We start from the raw sequence: 20,496 nt of genomic DNA, 5'->3' as shown, positions 1-20,496 counted from the left end.
GTTTCTCCTCGCCGGGGGCAGCATAGCCTATCTCGGCCCCGCTGACCAAATCTCCAATGGCAGCGCAACCGAAAAGATTTGTGTTGCGCCATGCACCGCAACAGCTTTGTCGTCCTATCGAGGATGGCGAGGACTACCTGTCAGGCCAACTCGTTCCGCACCTGTCGGTCGTCGCGGCCGGCATGTGTCCCCGGGTCAATCGCTCCGCGCGAGCCGGGCCAGCATGGCGTCGAACGCAGTCTTGATCCTGCGAACGAACGGAGCCTTGTACGGAAAATCCGAATTCTCGTCGTGCACCAGCATAGAGGCGTTGACCTCGAAGACGACGAGATTGCCCTGGTCGTCGAGCGCGCAGTCGATGCCAAAATAGTCGAGACCGATGCGGCCCCTGATCGTTCGCAACACGTCGTAATGGCAGGCGGAAAAGACCGATTTTGGGTCGCGCAGGAATTGCTCCTCCTCGCGCTGCATCCAGTCCTGGCTGGCCATATCCGTGCTATCGCGATGAAGCTTCCAGTCGTCTCCGATCGCCAGATGATAGGGCAGGATCTCCTCGCCCACGAAAATGAACCGGTATTTGCGGAAGAAGCCGTCGGCGGACCGGTAGTCGATAGGCTCGATCAGATAGCGATCCTCACTCACGCGTTCGGCGAGGAACGCCGTCAGAGTATCGGGATCCTCGAATCTTGCGAAGAAGTCCCCGCCATGGGTCCCCGCCGGCCTTGCCAGCAACGGAAACGTCAGCTCATTTCCAGCGGGCGGATGCACGTGACCGGCTGCGATGCGCAGCGTGCGCGGCACGCGACAGCAGGGAATACCGGCAAGCGCAACCGAGGTCGTATCGCGTGTCGTCCGCAAGACCTTTTCGGGTTCGTTGACGACCGGCTTACCGAGGCGCCCGGCAATCTCATCGGCGAGCGGAAGGACGGCCTTGCCCTGATCAGCGTCGCATACGAGGTTGACGACGACGTCGACCTCACGCGCGAGCGTCGCGAGATCCGGCCGGGTCGAGGGCGACAGCGAGAGAATGTCGGCCTGGTAGGCGCAATCCCGAAACAGATACGCGACCGGCGTGTTGCCGACGAAGGGCGCGAACAGAGCGAGCACGCGGAAGCTGGCCGGCGACCGCGTCGCGGGTCTGCGCAGCACCGGGTGAAGCCGGACGGCTCGCTCATAGGCGATCTCCGCAGCCTCGCTCTCGCCGATCGCCTGCTGGATGGCGCCGATCCAGTAGAGATTGTCGGCCCGCTCCGATGCGAGCGCGGCGGCCTGCTCGAAATGCGCGATCGCGGCCTCGACCTGCTTCAGCTCGAAGCAGACCTTGCCAAGCTCGGCGTGAAGGTCCGCGTCGTCAGGCGTTTCCTGGATGAGTTCGCCTAGCAGGACTTGCGCAAGCAAGTATTGCCTGGTCGCGACGAGCGCCTGCACCAAATTGGTCCGCGACGGACGATGCGCCGGGCTCAGCCGCAGCGCTTCGAGATAGAGCGCAATGGCCTGCTGCGCCATGCCGATCCTCAGATACACGTTGCCGAGGTTGCACCAGCAGGCGACGAGATGCGGCGCAAGCCGTAAGGCCGCCCTGTAATTCTCGGCCGCGGAATCGAGATCGTCGCAGAGCATGAAGGCGTTGGCCAGCGCGGCGTGAAGGTCAGCCGCAACGTCGGTGGCCGTACCGATCGACATCATGGCCGCCAGCGCAAGACCGCCCCTGAAGATCGCGATCGCGTCCTTCAGCTCACCGCGCTTGTAATGCTCGCGTCCCGCACGCAGCAGGTCTGCGGCGCTCGGTCCGGTCGGAACCTGCGGCAAGAGAGAAGTCGCGGCGCTCATACGCTTTCAGCCGGAAACGTCGCCGTGAAGGTCACGCCGTGCAAATTGACGGTCGGCGCGATGCCGTCGTGATTGGCACCGAAGATGCGCATCCGGCGCCACAGCTCGTCCCTGCTGATATCCAGCGGAATGTCGCAGATGGCCTTGTAACTACGCCGCGAGTTTCTTCGACCGCTCCATTGGATCGCCGGGTGCGGCGTCGGAAGCAAAGGCTGGCGGGCCAATCGATCGGCCCATTCCGCGAACAGCTTCAAGAGCTGCACGTAAGTCAGCTCGCAGAGACCGCTGACGCCAGTGTTTTCCGGAATGGGAAACGAGGTGACGTCGAGGATCATGCCGGTATCGACGCGCTCGGCCATGGCGTGAAAGGTCACGCCGAACTCGGTCGCGCGGTCATAGAGCGCGAAATGCGTCGGCGCCCAGCCGGGATAGGTCGGCGGCCCCGGATGGAAATTGTAGGCGCCATAGCCGAGACTTGCGAGCAGGTCGGCGGGCACGATGGTGTTGGACGCAAAGGCGATCAGCCGGGCTTGCTGAAGAAGCGATGGCTCCAGACTCCTGAGCTCGTTGATCCCGGTCACCGGCCTAATCGTCAGGTCTTGCCGGTGGCTCCTCAATATCCGCGACAAAGCCACCTCCTCGGCAGCTTCCGTCAGCAACACAACGGCCTCGAACATCGGTTACCGCTTCGTTAACGATGGTGGTGAGCCAAAATGTCGCAGCTGCCTGTTACCAGCGCATTAATGATGAGCGGCCGGACACGCCCGAGAAACATCGAGAAACAAAATTGTTGGAAACGGAATTGGACCTTTTGGGCGTGGAAGCCGCTCGCCATTTGCTCGGTGTCATCGCCCGCGAAGGCTGGCGATCCAGTATCCCAGAGGCCGTCACGAATACGGAGAAGCCGCTACTGGATTCCCCGCTTCGCGGGGAATGACAAGGGAATACCTATCCACAGAGCTCGCCTACTCGACCAAAAGCACGTCCACGGCGACGCCGAGCTTCTGCTTCGGCGAGCCGACAATGATGCCGTCGACCGGCGAGACGTCGGAGAAGTCGCGCCCCATTGCGAGCACGATGTGATCGTTCGCGACCAGGAGATCGTTGGTCGGATCGAAATCGACCCAGCCGAGCTCAGGCCCGCACCACAGCGACACCCAGGCGTGCGTAGCATCGGCGCCTTGCAAGCGTGGCTGACCGGGCGGCGGGATGGTGCGCAAATAACCGCTGACATAGGCCGCCGGCAGCCCGAGCCCGCGAAGGCCTGCGATCATCACATGGGCAAAGTCCTGGCAGACGCCGTGGCGTTTGTCGAAGACCTCGTTGAGCGGCGTCGAGATGACCGTCGCCTTCGGATCGTAGCGAAATTCGCTGCGGATGCGATGCATCAGATCGACGGCGCCAGCGAGGATGCCGGCGCCAGGCGCAAAGCTCATCGCAGCATAGGCGCTGACGGGACGCAGCACCGGCACCAGGGGGCTCGCGAAGACGTAGCCGACCGGCGACGACGGCCCGAGGCTCGTCGCCTCGAAGGCAAGATCGCGGATGCCTTCCCAGGGCGGGCTCAAGGCATCACGCGCCGGTGGCGTTCGCGATACCGATACGCGGGAGCGTGAATCGATGCGCAGATTGCGATGCGAAACTTCGATCACAACGCTCTCGGTCAACGTGCCGAAGAAATCGCGCCGGGCATGGCGGTCCGCAGGCCGCGGCCGGATCTCGACGTGGTGCGAGATCAGCTCCTGCCCATCGCCGCTCTTCGGCTCCAGCCGCAGCGTGCAGCGGGCGAAGCTGACCGGACTCTCGTAGGAATAGGTCGTGACGTGACGTATGTCGTAGATCACGCAAGCCCCGTCAGCTTTTCCGGCCGGCTGGCGTTGGGGCCATGCGGGAAGTAATGCAACCCGATCGCTTCCGCGAGGTTGAGCAGGTCCTGCTCAAGCGAGAACAGCGTCTTGACCTCAAGCTTCTCGGCCTCGGCCGTGGCGAGCATCGCCTGCACGGCGACTGCAAGTCGTTGCGGCTTCTCGATCAGGCCGTATTCCTTCAGGCTCGGCAGCGCTGCGATGTGCTCGTTCAGGCTTGCGACCTGGAAGGCAACCGAGCGCGGATTGTAGGCGTCCAGCACCGCGAGATCGCGTACCGGCGCGAGCAGCGGCGCCAGCAGATAGCGCGAGCGATAGGTGATCTGACAATCGACCAGCGTCAGCAGCACGTCGAGGTCCTCGTCGCCGGCCTCGTCATAGGCGAACTGCCGCGCAAAGCGCGTGGTATTGATGGCACGCTCGGCGCGGCGGCCCATGTCGAGGAAGCGCCAGCCGGCAGCGCGATTCATGTTTTCCTGCGCAAGGCCGGCGAAGCTCGCGAGTTCCTGCAGGGTGAGCTCAGCGGCGCTGAGCACGCTGTCGTCGTCCTCGACCTCGTAGGCGAGCCGGTCGGTCATCTCGGTGATGACCTGCCAGGCGTCGGGCGACAACCGCTCACGCAGACCGGTTGCCGTGAGTTGCGCCGCGCGCACCAGCGACAGCGCCGAGCCGAAACGGTCGGGGCTTTGCAGTGCTTCGGCCGCAATTCGTCCGGGCGCCGTGCGCGAAGCTTGCGAGATTGCGCCCCAGGCGACGAGGATGCGCTGGATGCGCTCGGCCGACTGCATCGCGGTCGATGCGCCCTTGTTGTTGGGCCCGCGCATCGGCGAGCCGAGTGCGCGCACCAGCCGCAGCGTGGCCTCGGCGCGTTCGAGATAGCGGCCGAGCCAGAACAAATTGTCAGCGGCACGGCTCGGCAGCACGCCGGCGATGCGGCGGATCCGCACCTTGTCGGTCGGGGGCAGCAGCGTCGCGGTGGAGACCTGCTTCTCCGAGACGACCCAGACGTCGGCGGCGCGCGCCCCATCGCCCATCGACACGGCGCGGGCGTCCGCCTGCTCGGCAATGCGGCAGAAGCCGCCGGGCATGATGGTCCAGCCGTCGGGCGTGGCGGCGGCGAAAACACGCAGCACGAAGGGGCGCGGGGTGAGCTGGCCCTGCTCCCACACGGGCATCGTCGACAGCCGCACCACCTCCTGGCCGACATAATCCATGCCGCGCCCGCCGATCGCGTCGATCAGGCGCTGGCGCTCGGAGGCGTCGAGTTCACTTGCAAGCACCGGACCCGTGCCGTGGAAGCCGGGAACGCCGCGGCGATAGGCGCCCTCGATCGCGACCTCGTCGAGCCGTGCCAAAACCTCCTCACGCGCCGAGCGCTGGCCGCACCACCAGGTGGCGATATGCGGCATCTTCAAGTCCTCGCCGAGCAGGCGACGGCTCAATGCCGGCAGGAAGCCAAGCAGCGCCCTCGCCTCCAGCACGCCGGAGCCAGGCATGTTGGCGACGACGACGCCATCCTTGCGCAACACGTCGATCAGCCCGGGCACGCCTAACCGCGAGGATGCGTCGAGCTCGAGCGGATCGAGCGAATTGGAATCGACCCGCCGCAGGAGCACGTCGAGCCGCTTGAGGCCTGCGACGGTGCGGATGTGGATGCGGTTGTCGCTGACTGCGAGATCGTCACCCTCGACCAACAGGAAACCGAGATAGCGCGCCAGCGTCGCGTGCTCGAAGTAGGTCTCGCTGAAGCTGCCGGGCGTGAGTACACCGATGCGCGGCTCGTCGCGATCGGCGCTGGCGCGAAGCGAGTCGCGAAACGCCTCGAAGAACGGCGCGACGCGCGGCACGTTCATCGACTTGTAGAGATCGGCAAAGGCCCGCGACAGCACGAGGCGGTTTTCCAGCGCATAGCCCGCCCCCGACGGCGCCTGCGTGCGGTCGCCGAGCACCCACCAGCGCCCGTCGGGTCCACGGCCGACGTCGGCGGCATAGATCGACAGGTACCGCCCGCCGGGCGGCGCCACGCCGCAGACGGGCCGGAGATATTCGGTGCTGCCTGCGATCGCAGCGGCAGGCAGCGCGCCCTCGGCGACCAGCCGTCCCTCGCCATAGATGTCCCGCAGCACGAGCTCGAGGAGCTGGGCGCGCTGCCTGATACCGGCCGAGAGCTGCTGCCAATCGGCCTCGTCGATCAGAAGCGGCAGATGGCTGAGCGACCACGGCCGGTCGGCGCTGTCGCCGGGCGCGCGATAGGTGACACCGGCCTCGCGCAAATGGCGGTCGGCCATGGCAAAGCGCCGCTCGATCTCGTCGGGCGCCAGCGCACCGAAGGCATCGAAGAAACGGCTCCAGACGGCGCGCGGGGCGCCGTCGGGGCCGAGGAATTCGTCGGGGATGCCGGGCAGCCGGCTATAGTCGCGGACCCATTGCGCGACGCGGCGCCGGCTGAGGCGCCTGCCCGCCTGGCCTTCTCCGTCGGTCGCGCCTTCGCCCATGCACCACTCCCTGCCCCATCACCATACTCAATGCAGGAGCGGCGTGCGCAAGTCGAGGGTCAGCGGAAACTCAATTGTGCGTTCCTCCGGCGGCGGCTGGCTGGGACCCGGCGTATGACCGTGGTCCTGGAAGCGCGCCAGCCGCCGCGCCTCGGCCTCGTAGGTGTTGACCGGCTTGGTGTCGTAGCTGCGCCCTCCGGGATGGGCAACGTGATAGACGCAGCCGCCGAGCGAGCGGCCGTTCCAGGTGTCGATGAGGTCGAAGGTCAGTGGCGCATGGACCGGGATGGTCGGGTGCAGGCCGGAGGCCGGCTGCCATGCCTTGAAGCGGACGCCGGCGACGGCTTCCGCGGAGCGGCCGGTTGGGGTCATCGGCAGGCGGCGGCCGTTGCAGGTCACGACATGGCGGCCCTCGATGAAGCCTTCCGCCTTCACCTGAAGCCGCTCAACCGAACTATCAACATAGCGCACGGTGCCACCAGCCGAGCCCTCTTCACCGAGCACATGCCAGGGCTCCAGCGCCTGCCGCAATTCCAGCGTCACGCCGCCATGATGGACCCGGCCAAAGGCGGGGAAGCGGAATTCGAGTTGGGCCAGATACCATTCCGGCTCAAAGGGATAGCCCGATTGCTTCAACTCAGAAAGCACGTCAACGAAATCCTCCCAGATGAAGTGAGGCAGCATGAAGCGGTCATGCAGCGCCGTGCCCCAACGCACGAACCTGCCGGCCTGCGGCTCGCGCCACAGTTTTGCGATCAGCGCGCGCACCAGGAGCTGCTGGGCCAGCGACATCCGCGGATCGGGGGGCATTTCGAGCGCGCGGAATTCGACCAGGCCAAGCCGCCCCGTCGGCCCCTCCGGTGAATAGAGCTTGTCGATGCAGATCTCGGCGCGATGGGTGTTGCCGGTGATGTCGACGAGCAGATGCCGGAACAGCCGGTCCACTAGCCACAGCGGCGTCTGATAGCCCGGCGGCGGCACGTGCGAGAGCGCGATCTCGAGCTCGTAGATACTGTCATGGCGCGCCTCGTCGATGCGCGGCGCCTGGCTGGTCGGGCCGATGAACAGACCGGAGAAGAAGTAAGACAGCGACGGATGGCGCTGCCAGTAAAGCACCAGGCTCTTCAACAGGTCGGGACGGCGCAGGAACGGCGAGTCCTGCGGGCTCGAGCCGCCGACCACAACGTGATTGCCGCCGCCGGTGCCGGTGTGGCGACCATCGACAAGGAAGCGGTTGGCACCGAGCCGCACCTTCGCGGCGTCCTCATAAAGGCCGGAGGTGATGTCGACCGCCTCGCGCCAGCTCTTCGCCGGCTGGATGTTGATCTCGATCACGCCAGGGTCGGGCGTCACCTTGATGACGTCGATGCGCGAATCGAATGGCGGCGGATAGCCCTCGACATGGACTGGAAGCTGCATCTCCTCGGCGGTGGCTTCGAGCGCCGCGATCAGCTCGAGGTAATCCTCGATCCGCTCGACCGGCGGCATGAAGGCGCAGAGCACGCCATCTCGGATTTCGAGCGCCATAGCGGTGCGCACCGGGACCGTCGTATTGAGATAGTCGGGCGCGACCCGCGGCGGCGATGGCGGCCGCGGCATACGGCTGAACACCGGCAGCTGCTTGCGCACCTCCATCGGGTCCTGCTCGATGATGTACGGGTATTGATTGGGCGGGACGTAGCCGAGCGAGCCCATCGGCAGCCGCAAGCCCAAGGGCGAGTCCCCCGGAGTCAGGAACAGATGGCTCCGCCGCAGACCCCAGCGTTCGCTGCGCCAGCGTGGCGGCGCATTCCAGCGCTGCACCGGCAGCACGAAGCCGCGCGGCGTGCCGAGGCCCTGATCGAACACCCGCGCCATCCGCGCCCGCGCCTCGGGATCGGACAGCTTGGAGTCGGAAGGATCGACATTGACGGGAAGGTCGGCCTCCTTCTGGAGCCAGTAGGCGGGATCCTCATAGGCCGGCATGATGTAGCCGGGATCGAGCCCGAGCCGCGCCGCCGTACCCTCCATGAAGGCTTCGGCGTCCCTCACCTCGGCGCGGCGGGGATTATCGATCCTGGCGATCAGGTCTGCGTTCTTCCAGATCGGCACACCGTCCTTGCGCCAGTAAAGGCCAAAGGCCCAGCGCGGCAGGCTTTCGCCCGGATACCATTTGCCCTGGCCGTAATGCAAAAGGCCGCCCGGCGCGAAGCGCGTGCGCAGGCGACGGATCAGATCGTCAGCGAGGGCACGCTTGGTCGGGCCGACGGCCTCGGTGTTCCACTCCGGCGCTTCGAGATCGTCGACCGACACGAAGGTCGGCTCGCCGCCCATGGTGAGCCGCACGTCCTGCGCGGCGAGATCGCCGTCGACCTGTTCGCCGAGCTCATTGAGCCGCGACCAGGCTTCATCGGAAAAAGGCTTTGTGATGCGAGGCGCTTCGCGGATTCGCCTCACGCTCATCTCGAAGGCGAACTCGACCTCGGCGAAGCCGGCGCTGCCGGAGATCGGCGCGGCCGAACGGTAATGCGGCGTTGCGGCTACGGGAATGTGCCCCTCGCCCGCCAGCATGCCGGACGTTGCGTCAAAGCCGATCCAGCCCGCACCCGGAAGATAAACCTCCGCCCAGGCGTGCAGGTCCGTAAAGTCATTCTCCACCTCGGGCGGCCCCTCGATCGGATCGATGTCGGGACGGATCTGGATCAGATAGCCGGAGACGAAGCGCGCGGCGAGGCCAAGATGGCGCAGCGACTGGATCAGGAGCCAGGCGGAGTCACGGCACGAGCCGGCACCGGAGCTGAGCGTTTCCTCGGGCGTCTGCACCCCCGGCTCCATGCGGATGATGTAGCGCACCCGCTCCTGGAGCTTGCGATTGAGCTCGACCAGGAAGTTGACGGTGTTGCTGGCCTCGCGCGGGATCGACGCAAGATATTCGGCAAACAGCGGACCCGGCGTGTTGGTCTCGAGATAAGGCGCAAGCTCGGTCCTGAGATCCTGGGGGTACTGAAACGGAAAGCTGTCGGCATAGGGTTCGACGAAGAAGTCGAACGGGTTGACCACGGTCATCTGCGCCGTGAAATCGACCTCGATCTTGAGCTCCGTCGTCTTCTCCGGAAAGACGTAGCGCGCCAGCCAGTTGCCTTGCGGGTCCTGCTGCCAGTTCACGAAGTGATTGGGCGGGGTGACCTTGAGCGAATAGCTCAGGATCGGCGTTCGCGTGTGTGGCGCCGGCCGCAAGCGGATGGTCTGCGGGCCGAGATCGATCGGACGGTCGTATTTGTAGTGCGTGACGTGGTGTAATGCGACGTAGATCGACACGGATGCGGTGCTCCAGCAGCTTTTTTGAGCAGAACACCTGATGTCATCGCGATCAAGCACTAACAACGGGCAGCGCGTGCCTAGGAAGTATCCGCCATAGTCCCCCCGTTGCCCGGATGGACCGAAGCGAAATCCGGGCTACCCGGTGACGTTACATCGTGGCGCCAATCACCCACGGCGCGAACTCGGCGCCGCCGAAATCAAAGCTCTCGCTCTTGGTCGGCTGGCCCGAGGCCGTCTTCAAGATGAGATCGAAGATGCGCTGGCCGCACTCTTCGACCGTCTCGGAGCCTTCGAGGACGGTCCCGCAATTGACGTCCATGTCCTCTTCCATGCGCTTGTACATGGGCGTGTTGGTCGCAAGCTTGATCGACGGCGCGGGCTTGCAGCCGAACACGCTGCCACGGCCGGTCGTGAAGCAAACGAGATTGGCGCCGCCTGCGACCTGACCCGTTGCCGCAACCGGGTCGTAGCCGGGCGTATCCATGAACACAAAGCCCTTCTTCGTCACCGGCTCGGCATAGCGCAGCACGTCGACGAGATTGGTGGTGCCGGCCTTGGCCATCGCGCCGAGTGACTTCTCGAGAATCGTGGTGAGGCCGCCGGCCTTGTTGCCGGGGCTCGGATTGGCGTTCATCTCGGCGCCTTCGCGCTCGGTATACTCTTCCCACCAGCGCATGAGATCGACGAGCTTTTCGCCGACCTCGCGGCTGACCGCGCGGCGCGTGAGCAGATGTTCGGCGCCGTAGGTCTCCGGCGTCTCCGACAGGATCACGGTGCCACCGTGACGCACGATGAGATCGCTGGCCGCGCCGAGCGCGGGATTGGCTGACACGCCGGAATAGCCGTCCGAGCCGCCACATTGCAGCGCCACGGTCAGTTCGCTCGCCGGCACCGCTTCGCGTTTTACGTTGTTGGCGTCCGCGAGCGCCTCGCGCACGAAGGCAACGCCGGCCTCGACCGTCTTGCGGGTGCCGCCGACCTCCTGGATGTCCATCGCGCGCAGGCGGCCGGCGAGCTTCTGCTCCTCCATCAGGCCGCCGATCTGGTTCACCTCACAGCCAAGGCCGAGCACGATCACGTGGGAGAAATTGACGTGCCGCGCGTAGCCGCCGAGCGTGCGGCGGAGCAGCGCCAGCGGCTCGTTCTGCGTCATGCCGCAGCCGGTCTTGTGCGTCAGCGCGACGACGCCGTCGACGTTGGGGAATTCGGCCAGCGGATTTTCGCCGGTGAAAGGATTTTTCTTGAAGACGTCGGCGACGAGGCCAGCGACATGCGCGCTGCAATTCACCGAGGTCAGGATGCCGATATAGTTGCGCGTAGCGACGCGGCCGTCGGGGCGGCGGATGCCCTCGAAGGTCGCCGGCAGATCGAAATTCGGCGTCGGCTTGACGTCGGCGCAATAGGCATAGTCCTTGGCAAAATCGCCCATGCCGCAATTCTGCGTGTGCACGTGCTGGCCGGGCGCGATCGGCGCGGTGGCAAAGCCGATGATCTGGCCGTAGCGCCTGACCGGCTCGCCCACAGCAATCGGCTTGATCGCGACCTTGTGCCCCGACGGGATGCGGTCGACCGCCGTCACACCGTCAGCCACCACCGTTCCAGGCGGCAGGCTCGCACGCGCGATCACCACGCCATCATCAGGATGCAGGCGGATGACGGGGGCTGGGGTCATGATCGTTTCTCCTTCGGAGGCGTGTAGCGAATAGGGAATGGCGAGTAGCGAAAGGAAGCAGCGCTATTCGCTACTCCCCATTCGCCATTCGCCAAGCATTTAAGCCTTGCCGCCGGAATCCTTCCGGGTCTGGTTCACCTGCATCCTGGCATAGGTCGACATCAGACCGACCTCGTTCGACAACGTCACCAGCTTGAAGCCCATGTTGATCGCGCGTGCGGCACCTTCCGCGCCGCTGCAATGGATGCCTGCGTTGAGGCCACGCTTGCCGCATTCCTTGATGATCTTTTCGTAGATCGCAAGAATCTCCGGCTCGCTGCGGTCCAGCTTCGGTTCGAGCCCGTAGGAGAAGCCGAGGTCGGACGGGCCGATATAGACGCCGTCGATGCCCTCGACATCGAGGATCGCCTCCATGTTCTCGACCGCGGTCCTGGTCTCCATCATCGGCAGCAATACGGTCTCGTCGTTCGCCGTCTTCTGGTACGTGCCAGCAGTGCCGTACATGCCGGCACGGATCGGCCCGTTGGAGCGTACGCCCTTCGGCGGATACTTTGCATAGGAAACGAGGTTCCTGGCCTCCTGCGGCGTGTTGACCATCGGGCAGATGACGCCATAGGCGCCGCCATCAAGTACCTTGCCGATGATGCCGGGCTCGTTCCAGGGCACACGCACCATCGGCGTCACGGGATGCTTGTCCATCGCCTGGAAGCACTGAACCATCGACAGATAGTCCTGCACCCCATGCTGCATGTCGACGGTGACGCTGTCGAAGCCGCATTGCGCGATCACTTCGGCCGAGAAGCCGGAGGGGATCGCAAGCCACGCATTGACGACGGCCCTGCCCGACTTCCAGATTTCCTTGACTTTATTCGCCACGTTTCCTTCCTTCCCTGTTGGCTCTTCCTCGCCGTCATTGCGAGCGAAGCGAAGCAATCCAGAATCTCTCCGCGGCAACACTCTGGATTGCTTCGTCGCTCCAGCGCAAAATAGCTACGCAATCTTGTCGCGGGCTCCTCGCAATGACGAAAGTGAATTAGCTCGTCGCCCTCTGAATACTGGTCTCGCTGACACCGACATCGCGGGCGGTATTCACTATCGCTGCCCAGGTGTCATCCGGCAAGGGCACGCCGTTCCGGGTGCGCTCGGCCCGGGTTTTTCTTTCGGGGTCGCCGGGGATCAGCACCTGCTCGACGCCGGTCATCGGCTTGGTGGCCCGGATGAAGTCGACGTAGCGCGACACTTCGGCGTCGAAAACATCTGACGTGTCGACCACTTTGGGATCGACGAAGAACGCCAGCATGCCATTGGCGAAGCGGCGGCCGCCCGAGGTAGCGCCGGTTCCGGTCAGCGCGCCGCCGAGCAGTTCGCAAATGAACGCAAGGCCCGAGCCCTTGTGCTCGCCAAAGGCGCGAATCGCGCCCGTTCCCTGAGTGTGGTCGCGTGGCCCGTCGGGCGTGTATGGCCCATAGAGCACAACAGGGTCCTCGCTCAGCGCGCCGTCGGAATCCACCAGCGCGCCCTTTGGCAGATTCTTGCCGCCACGGCTTGCGACCAGCACCTTGCCTTCGGCAACGATCGACGTTGCAAAGTCCAGCACGATCGGATCCTGGCCCTCGCGCGGAATGCCGACGCAGTAGGGCGCGGTCGACAGCCGCTTCTGAACGCCGCCGAACGGCGCGACCAGCAGCGAGCCGGCGGCGTTGACGAAATAGACCGAGACCAGTCCCTTGGCCGCAGCCATCTCGGCCCAATCGCCGACGCGGCCGATATGGCCGGCATTGCGCAGGGCGACCGCGGCGAGGCCCGCCTTCCTGCACTTCTCGATGCCGATCCTCACCGCCTGCGGTGCAACCGTCTGGCCGTAGCCGAACTTGCCGTCGACCACCGCAAGCGAGGGCGTATCGAGCACCACTTCCGCATTCTGGTTCGGGATTACGTTCCCCGTCTTCTTCCAGCGGATATAGACGGGCACGCGGATCACGCCGTGGCTGTCATGGCCGGTGAGATTGGCGGTGGTCAGATACGTCGCGATGCGTCTGGCTTCTTCCGGCGAGGACTCCGCGTGCGAAAACACCTCCGTGACGAAGTCGATCAGCTTCTCAACCTGAATGGTGACCATAACGAGTCTATTTGCCTCTACCTTCTTGTTCCCTGCCGGATGAGCTGGTTGCAGATGCGGCATCATCCGGTCCCGGCGCCGATTTTGGGCGGATCGGCTTGGGCGGCACTTTGAGCGAAAAAAACCGGCCATGTCCATCGTTCTTGCCGCTGCCGCGCGCATATCTGGTTTCACTCCTCGGCTATTGCCTCGTCGGCACTTCCAAGTCCTGCAAGGCTCTGCTCGAGTTCGCCCAGCATCTCCTGAAGCTCAGCGAGCTTGCGGGCGCCAAAGCGTCGCGTGATCTCGGCATAAATCGCTTCCGACGTCGGCGCCACGACCGCCATCAACTTCACACCCTTCTCGGAGATCGACACCATGCTGCGGCGCTGATCCTCTTTCGCCGTCTTTCGCTCGATCAGATGGCGGCCTTCGAGATCGCGCAGGATGCGCGACAGGCTGGGCCCGAGAAGAAACGCCGTGCGCGCGAGTTCCGTGACCTCGACCGCGTCGATGGCCGCAAGCGCGCGCAGGATGCGCCATTGTTGCTCGGTGAGACCATGCTGGCGCAGCGAAGGGCGGAACTGCCGCATCACCGCCTCGCGCGCCCTCAGCAGCGACATCGGCAGCGAACGCGAAAACTCGCGCATCGGTACATGCCGGGCGGCAGGCGCGCCTCCGTTCGCTGGATCAGCCGGTTTCTTCTTCACGATGATGCTCCGCCCTCAATCTCAAAACGTTTGCACTGCAGCAAACCAGAATACGGTTTGACGAATTCATTTAACATGTTAAGTATCTCTCGGCACCACGATTTGTAAGATCACAAATGGCGCTTTCCAACGACGATATTCTGAGCGGCGCGAGGCGTCTGCACCAGGCGGAGAAGACGCGCACGCAGGTCAGGCAGCTCTCGCAGGACTATCCCGCCATCACCATCACCGATGCTTACGCGATTCAGAAAGCCTGGGTCGACATCAAGCTCGGCGAGGGCCGCCTCGTCAAAGGCCACAAGATCGGCCTCACCTCGAAGGCGATGCAGAGCGCGCTCAACATCGACGAGCCGGATTCCGGCGTGCTTCTCGACGACATGTTCTTCGCCGATGGCGGACTGGTGCCGACCGACCGCTTCATCGCGACGCGCATCGAGGCCGAACTCGCCTTCATCATGAGCAAGCGGCTTTCAGGTCCAGACTGCACGATGTTCGACGTGCTCAACGCCACCGACTTCGTGGTGCCCGCGCTCGAGATTCTGGACACGCGGATCGAACGCGTCGATCCCAAGACCAAGGCGACACGAAAAATCTTCGATACTATCGCCGACAATGCGGCCAACGCCGGCATCGTACTCGGCGGCCGCCCGATCCGCCCCTTGGAGGCCGACCTGCGCTGGATCGGCGCGCTGTGCTTCAAGAACGGCCAGCTCGAGGAGACCGGCCTTGCCGCCGGCGTGCTCAATCATCCCGCAACCGCGGTCGCCTGGCTCGCCAACAAGATCGCGCCGCTCGGTCTTGCGCTCGAGCCGGGACAGGTCGTGCTCGCCGGCTCTTTCATCCGCCCGATCGAGACCCGCAAGGGCGACACAATTCAAGCCGACTATGGTGCCTACGGCTCGGTGAGCTGCTACTTCGCCTGACAAACAAGAAGCACAGGGAGCGAAACCGCCATGCCGCATTTCACCATCGAATATTCGGCCAATCTCGATGACCGCGTCGACGTGAGCGCGCTGTGCGAGGTCGTGCGCAAGGCGGCGGTCGAGACCGGCATCTTCCCGCTCGGCGGCATCCGCGTCCGCGCGATCAAATGCGAGCACTACGCGATCGCTGACGGAGGCAAGGACCTTGCCTTTCTCGACATGGTGCTGCGCATCGGCGAAGGCCGCGATCTCGCCACCCGCAAGAAAGCCGGCGAGCACGTCTTCCAGGCCCTCTCCAGGCATCTCGATCCCGTCTTCGCAAGCTCGAAGTTCGCCCTGTCGTTCGACATGCAGATCAACGACAAGGAGACGAGCTGGAAGCGCAACAACATCCACGATGCCCTGAAAGCGGAGGCCACCCCTGGATAAGCCCACGCCGAAAGCCGACGTCTTCCAGGCCAACCGCGAGCGCGTCGCGCCGCTGCTGAAGAGATTGCGTGCCGACGGCATCGGCCACATGATCGACGGCAAGACCGTCGCCTCGATCTCCGGCGAGACCTTCGAGACGAAGTCTCCGGTCGACGGCGCGACGCTCGCAAGCGTCGCGCGCGGCAATGCCGAGGATATCGACCGTGCCGCGACCGCCGCCGCGACTGCCTTCAAGTCCTGGCGCGACATGGGACCTGCGATGCGACGCAAGCTGCTGCATCGGGTGGCCGACGCGATCGAGGACAACGCCGACGACATCGCCGTGCTCGAATGCATCGACACCGGCCAGGCCTATCGCTTCATGGCGAAAGCCGCGATCCGCGCCGCCGAGAATTTTCGTTTCTTCGCCGACAAATGCGCTGAGGCGCGCGACGGCCTGAATACGCCGAGCGAGGAGCACTGGAACGTCTCCACGCGTGTGCCGATCGGCCCTGTGGGCGTGATCACGCCGTGGAACACGCCGTTCATGCTCTCGACCTGGAAGATCGCCCCAGCGCTCGCGGCCGGCTGCACGGTGGTGCACAAGCCGGCGGAATGGTCGCCCGTCACCGCCGATCTCCTCGCCAAGCTCGCCAAGCAGGCCGGCATCCCCGATGGCGTGCTCAACACCGTGCACGGATTTGGCGAAGAGGCCGGCAAGGCGCTGACGGAGCATCCCGCGATCAAGGCGATCGGCTTCGTCGGTGAGAGCGCGACCGGCTCGGCGATCATGAAGCAGGGCGCGCCAACGCTGAAGCGCGTGCATTTCGAGCTCGGCGGCAAGAACCCGGTGATCGTGTTCGACGACGCCGACCTCGACCGCGCGCTCGATGCGGTCGTGTTCATGATCTACTCGCTCAACGGCGAGCGCTGCACCTCCTCCAGCCGGCTTTTGATCCAGGCGAGCATTGCCGAAAAATTCGTCGAGAAGCTCACCGCGCGCGTGAAGGCGATCAGGGTTGGCCACCCTCTCGATCCCGCGACCGAGATCGGACCGCTGATCCACGAGCGGCATCTTGCAAAGGTCTGCTCCTATTTCGACGTCGCCCGCGAGGACGGCGCGGTCATTGCCGCTGGCGGCAAGGTCCATGACGGCCCCGGCGGAGGGCACTACGTGCAGCCGACGCTGGTGACCGGCGCGCACAGCAAGATGCGTGTCGCGCAGGAGGAAGTGTTTGGCCCGTTCCTCACCGTGCTGCCCTTCAGCGACGAGACCGACGCGATCGAGATCGCCAACGACATCCGCTATGGCCTCACCGGCTACGTCTGGACCAACGACATGGGCCGCGCGCTGCGTGTCGCCGATGCGCTCGAAGCCGGCATGATCTGGCTGAACTCGGAGAATGTCCGCCATCTGCCGACGCCGTTCGGCGGCATGAAGGCGTCGGGGATCGGCCGCGACGGCGGCGACTATTCGTTCGACTTCTACATGGAAACCAAGCACGTCTCGCTCGCGCGGGGCACGCACAAGATTCAGAAACTGGGAATTTAGGGAAGCAGTCGTCCCGGGACGACGCGAAGCGTCGAACCACAGATGCGCAATTGCGCATCGGGGAACCTCGAGATTCCGGGTTCGGTCCTGACGGACCGCCCCGGAATGACGGGCCTAGAGAGGGGAAACGCAATGCCGGCACCGCAACACGTCTTCGAGCCGCCCTTCAACATCATCCGTTCGAGCCACGCCGTGCTCGACGTGACCGATCTGAAGCTTAGCCGCGAATTTTACGAGACCACCGTCGGGCTGCATGTCGAGGATGCCGACGACAGCGTCGTGTACCTGCGCGGCGCCGAGGAGCATCAGCACCATTCGCTGGTGCTACGCAAGGCCGCCGTGCCGGCCTGCAACCGCCTCGGCTTCAAGGTCGGCAACGAAAAGGATCTGGACAAGGCGGCTGCGTTCCTCACCGAGAACGGTCTCAAGCACGCATTCGTCGACCAGCCCTTCCAGGCTCGCACGCTGCAATTCACCGATCCTTTCGGCTTCCAGATCGAGCTCTACGCCTCGATGGAGAAGCGGCCTCATCTCTTGCGCCGCTACGATCTCTACCGGGGATGCCACCCGCAGCGGCTCGATCACTTCAACGTCTTCGCCGCCGAAGTGCAGGACACGGTCGACTTCTACGCGCGGCTCGGCTTCCGTCTCACCGAATATGCCGAGGAGGATGGGCCGAACGGCCGCATCGCCGCCGCCTGGATGCATCGCAAGGGCAACGTCCACGACTTCGCCATCACCAACGGCAAGGGCCCGCGCCTGCATCATTTCGCCTACTGGACGCCGACGGCGATGAACATCATCCATCTCTGCGACGTGATGGCCTCGCAGGGCTTTGTGAAGAACATCGAGCGCGGTCCCGGACGCCACGGTATCTCGAACGCGTTCTTCCTCTATGTCCGCGATCCCGACGGTCATCGTCTCGAGCTTTACACCAGCGATTATTTCACCGGCGATCACGACCACGAGCCGCTGCGCTGGTCGCTGCGCGATCCGCGCCGGCAGACGCTGTGGGGCGCGCCCGCCCCGCGCTCATGGTTCGAGCAGGGCTCGCCGTTCACGGGCCAGGCCGTACGCGAGCCGAAATTCGTGGCCGACGTGCTGGTGGCGGATTGAGTGATGACAGCCCCTCGCCTCGCCACTTACTCCGTCAAGGGTGCGACCAAATACGGTGTCGTCGTCGACGGCGGCATCGTTGATCTCTCCACGCGCCACGCCAAGGACTATCCGACACTGCGCGAGGTGATCGCAGTCGGCAAGCTGGTAAGCTTTGCAGAAGACGCTGCCGCCCTTACGCCGGATCACGCGCTCGCCGACATCACATGGCTGCCGCCGGTGCCTGCGCCGGAAAAGATCATCTGCATCGGCGTCAACTATCCCGACCGCAACGCCGAGTACAGGGATGGCCAGGACGCGCCGAAATATCCGAGCATGTTCATGCGCTCGCCGCGCTCCTTCGTCGGCCACGAGACGCCGTTGGTGCGCCCGCGCGCGTCCGCGCAGCTCGACTATGAAGGCGAGATCGTGCTCGTGATCGGCAAGGCCGGCCGGCACATTCCGGAAAGCACCGCACTCGACCACATTGCGGCCATCACTCTCTGCAACGAGGGCTCAGTACGCGACTGGCTGCGGCACGCAAAATTCAACGTCACGCAGGGCAAGAATTTCGATTCCAGCGGTAGCCTCGGCCCGTGGCTGGTGCCCTACAAGCAGGAATCACAGCTTGCGGATGTACGGTTGACCACACGCGTCAACGGTGAGCTCCGGCAGGACGACTCTACCAGCCGGCTGATCTTCCCGTTCCGCTATCTCATCAACTACATCTCGACCTTCGCAACGCTCGTTCCCGGCGACATCATCGTCACGGGCACGCCGACCGGCGCCGGAGCACGCTTCGATCCGCCGCGCTATCTCAAGCCCGGTGATGTCATCGAAGTCGAAGCCGACGGCATCGGCCTGTTGCGCAACGGCGTCGTCGACGAAGCCTGACATCTGGATTGGAAGACAACCATGGCTACCCTCACCGGCGGCGAAGCGATCGTAAGCGGCCTCGTCGCCCATGGCGTCGACACCGTGTTCGGCCTGCCCGGCGCGCAGGTCTACGGACTGTTCGACGCCTTCCACCAGGCGCAGCTCAAGGTGATCGGCGCGCGGCACGAGCAGGCCTGCGGTTACATGGCGTTCGGCTACGCGCGCGCGAGCGGCAAGCCCGGCGTGTTCAGCGTGGTGCCCGGCCCCGGCGTGCTCAATGCGAGCGCCGCGCTTCTGACCGCCTTTGGCTGCAACGAGCCGGTGCTCTGCGTCACCGGCCAGGTGCCGACAGCCTTTCTCGGCAAGGGCCGCGGGCACCTGCATGAAATGCCGGATCAGCTCGCGACCCTGCGCAGCTATGTGAAATGGGCTGACAGGATCGAAGCGGCGGCCAACGCGCCGACGGTGGTCGCGCGTGCATTTCAGGAGATGCTGTCGGGACGTCGCGGCCCCGCCTCGGTCGAGATGCCTTGGGACGTCTTCACGCAGCGCGCCCACACGGCGGCTGCGCAGGTGTTGGCGCTCTTGCCTCCACCGCAGCCCGATCCAGACGCCGTGAAACAGGCCGCTAGCCTGATCAAGGCCGCGAAGGCACCGATGATCTTCGTCGGCAGCGGCGCGATCGACGCGCGCGAAGAGATCCTCGAACTCGCCGAGATGATCGACGCCCCCGTCGTCGCCTTTCGCAGCGGTCGCGGCATCGTCTCCAATGCTCACGAGCTTGGGCTCACCATGGCGGCCGCCTACAAGCTGTGGCCGAACACTGATCTCATGATCGGCATCGGCACGCGGCTCGAGCTGCCCACCATGTCGCGCTGGCCGTATCGTCCGGACGGATTGAAGTGCATCCGGATCGATATCGACCCGGTTGAGATGCGACGCTTTTCCGCGGACGCGCCGGTTGTTGCCGATGCCAAGGCCGCGACCGCCGATCTTGCAGCCGCCGTCCGCAAGGCGGGCTACAGCAAGACCAGTGGCCGGCGCGCGGCGATCCGCGAGGCGACCGCGTCCGCCCAAGCGGAGATCCAGCGCATCCAGCCGCAGATGGCGTATCTCAACATCCTGCGCGACGTGTTGCCGGCAAACGCTGTTGTCACCGACGAATTATCGCAGGTCGGCTTCGCCTCCTGGTACGGCTTTCCGATCTACGAGCCGCGCACTTTCATCACCTCGGGCTATCAGGGCACGCTCGGCTCCGGCTTCCCCACTGCGTTGGGGGCCAAGGTCGCCAATCCCGACAAACCGGTCGTGGCGATCACCGGCGACGGCGGCTTCATGTTCGGTGTCCAGGAGCTTGCCACCGCCGTACAGTTCAACATCGCCGTGGTGACTTTGGTGTTCAACAACAACGCCTATGGCAACGTGCGCCGCGACCAGCGCGAGCGATTTGACGGCCGTGTGGTGGCTTCCGATCTCGTCAATCCGGATTTCGTCAAGCTCGCGGAGTCCTTTGGTGTCGCGGCTGCGCGCGTGACCTCACCGGATCATTTCAAGGCCGCACTGGAGAAGGCGCTCGCCCATGGCGGGCCGTATCTCCTGTCGATCGAAGTGCCGCGCGACTCGGAAGTCAGCCCCTGGGCGTTCATTCATCCGCCGAAGCCTTGAGCCGCGG

The 20,496-nt window shown here is 64.7% G+C and carries 15 protein-coding genes; 6 read left to right on the top strand and 9 right to left on the bottom strand.

All coding sequences use genetic code 11. From position 1 onward, the window contains the following. Positions 1-195: 195 nt before the first annotated feature. The 9 genes from SO140_RS21795 to hpaR all read right to left on the bottom strand — a co-directional run bounded on the left by SO140_RS21795 (position 196) and on the right by hpaR (position 13,970). A complete protein-coding gene (locus SO140_RS21795) occupies positions 196-1,830 on the bottom strand; it encodes a tetratricopeptide repeat protein (RefSeq protein WP_449379588.1) in 1,635 nt (544 codons plus the stop codon). Next, entirely contained in the window at positions 1,827-2,507 is a 681-nt protein-coding gene (locus SO140_RS21790) for a formyltransferase family protein (protein ID WP_449379589.1), read from the bottom strand. The genes SO140_RS21795 and SO140_RS21790 overlap by 4 nt, the downstream gene beginning before the upstream one ends. 288 nt (positions 2,508-2,795) lie before the next feature. Next, complete coding sequence (locus SO140_RS21785; RefSeq protein WP_449379590.1) at positions 2,796-3,674, bottom strand: transglutaminase family protein; 879 nt, start codon at positions 3,672-3,674, stop codon at positions 2,796-2,798. Continuing rightward, positions 3,671-6,190 carry a circularly permuted type 2 ATP-grasp protein gene (locus SO140_RS21780; RefSeq protein ID WP_449379591.1) on the bottom strand — a complete coding sequence of 840 codons (2,520 nt, stop codon included), beginning with the start codon at positions 6,188-6,190 and terminating at the stop codon, positions 3,671-3,673. The genes SO140_RS21785 and SO140_RS21780 overlap by 4 nt, the downstream gene beginning before the upstream one ends. 27 nt (positions 6,191-6,217) lie before the next feature. Next, complete coding sequence (locus tag SO140_RS21775; protein WP_449379592.1) at positions 6,218-9,487, bottom strand: transglutaminase family protein; 3,270 nt, start codon at positions 9,485-9,487, stop codon at positions 6,218-6,220. A gap of 151 nt (positions 9,488-9,638) precedes the next feature. Continuing rightward, the gene (locus tag SO140_RS21770) at positions 9,639-11,162 is read right to left on the bottom strand and encodes a UxaA family hydrolase (protein ID WP_449379593.1); all 1,524 of its coding nucleotides are present in this window, start codon (positions 11,160-11,162) and stop codon (positions 9,639-9,641) included. 99 nt (positions 11,163-11,261) lie between these two features. After that, positions 11,262-12,038 carry an HpcH/HpaI aldolase family protein gene (locus tag SO140_RS21765; protein ID WP_449379594.1) on the bottom strand — a complete coding sequence of 259 codons (777 nt, stop codon included), beginning with the start codon at positions 12,036-12,038 and terminating at the stop codon, positions 11,262-11,264. A gap of 157 nt (positions 12,039-12,195) precedes the next feature. Beyond that, positions 12,196-13,281, bottom strand: a complete 1,086-nt coding sequence (locus tag SO140_RS21760) for a malate/lactate/ureidoglycolate dehydrogenase (protein WP_449379595.1) — start codon at positions 13,279-13,281, stop codon at positions 12,196-12,198. A 170-nt stretch (positions 13,282-13,451) separates the two neighbouring features. After that, positions 13,452-13,970, bottom strand: coding sequence for a homoprotocatechuate degradation operon regulator HpaR (gene hpaR / locus SO140_RS21755; protein WP_449379596.1), 519 nt, complete (start codon positions 13,968-13,970; stop codon positions 13,452-13,454). Between the two features lie 116 nt (positions 13,971-14,086). Between hpaR and hpaH the strand changes: the two genes are divergently transcribed. The 6 genes from hpaH (at position 14,087) to SO140_RS21725 (ending at position 20,489) form a co-directional block, all read left to right on the top strand. Then, entirely contained in the window at positions 14,087-14,893 is an 807-nt protein-coding gene (gene hpaH, locus SO140_RS21750) for a 2-oxo-hept-4-ene-1,7-dioate hydratase (protein ID WP_449379597.1), read from the top strand. A gap of 30 nt (positions 14,894-14,923) precedes the next feature. Beyond that, on the top strand, positions 14,924-15,322 hold the full coding sequence (locus SO140_RS21745; protein WP_449379598.1) for a 5-carboxymethyl-2-hydroxymuconate Delta-isomerase: 399 nt from the start codon (positions 14,924-14,926) through the stop codon (positions 15,320-15,322). Continuing rightward, entirely contained in the window at positions 15,315-16,853 is a 1,539-nt protein-coding gene (gene hpaE, locus SO140_RS21740) for a 5-carboxymethyl-2-hydroxymuconate semialdehyde dehydrogenase (protein WP_449379633.1), read from the top strand. Before SO140_RS21745 ends, hpaE begins: the two co-directional genes overlap by 8 nt. 132 nt (positions 16,854-16,985) lie before the next feature. After that, positions 16,986-17,969: a 3,4-dihydroxyphenylacetate 2,3-dioxygenase gene (gene hpaD / locus SO140_RS21735; RefSeq protein ID WP_449379599.1), complete on the top strand. Its 984-nt coding sequence runs from the start codon at positions 16,986-16,988 to the stop codon at positions 17,967-17,969. A 3-nt stretch (positions 17,970-17,972) separates the two neighbouring features. Next, on the top strand, positions 17,973-18,842 hold the full coding sequence (locus SO140_RS21730) for a fumarylacetoacetate hydrolase family protein (protein ID WP_449379600.1): 870 nt from the start codon (positions 17,973-17,975) through the stop codon (positions 18,840-18,842). Positions 18,843-18,863: 21 nt separating this feature from the next. Further along, complete coding sequence (locus SO140_RS21725) at positions 18,864-20,489, top strand: thiamine pyrophosphate-dependent enzyme (RefSeq protein WP_449379601.1); 1,626 nt, start codon at positions 18,864-18,866, stop codon at positions 20,487-20,489. Positions 20,490-20,496 lie beyond the last annotated feature (7 nt).

The sequence above is a fragment of the Bradyrhizobium sp. UFLA05-108 genome (assembly GCF_059803455.1).
Note: the sequence above shows the minus strand (reverse complement) of the source record. Positions and strands in the feature narration are given on the sequence as shown.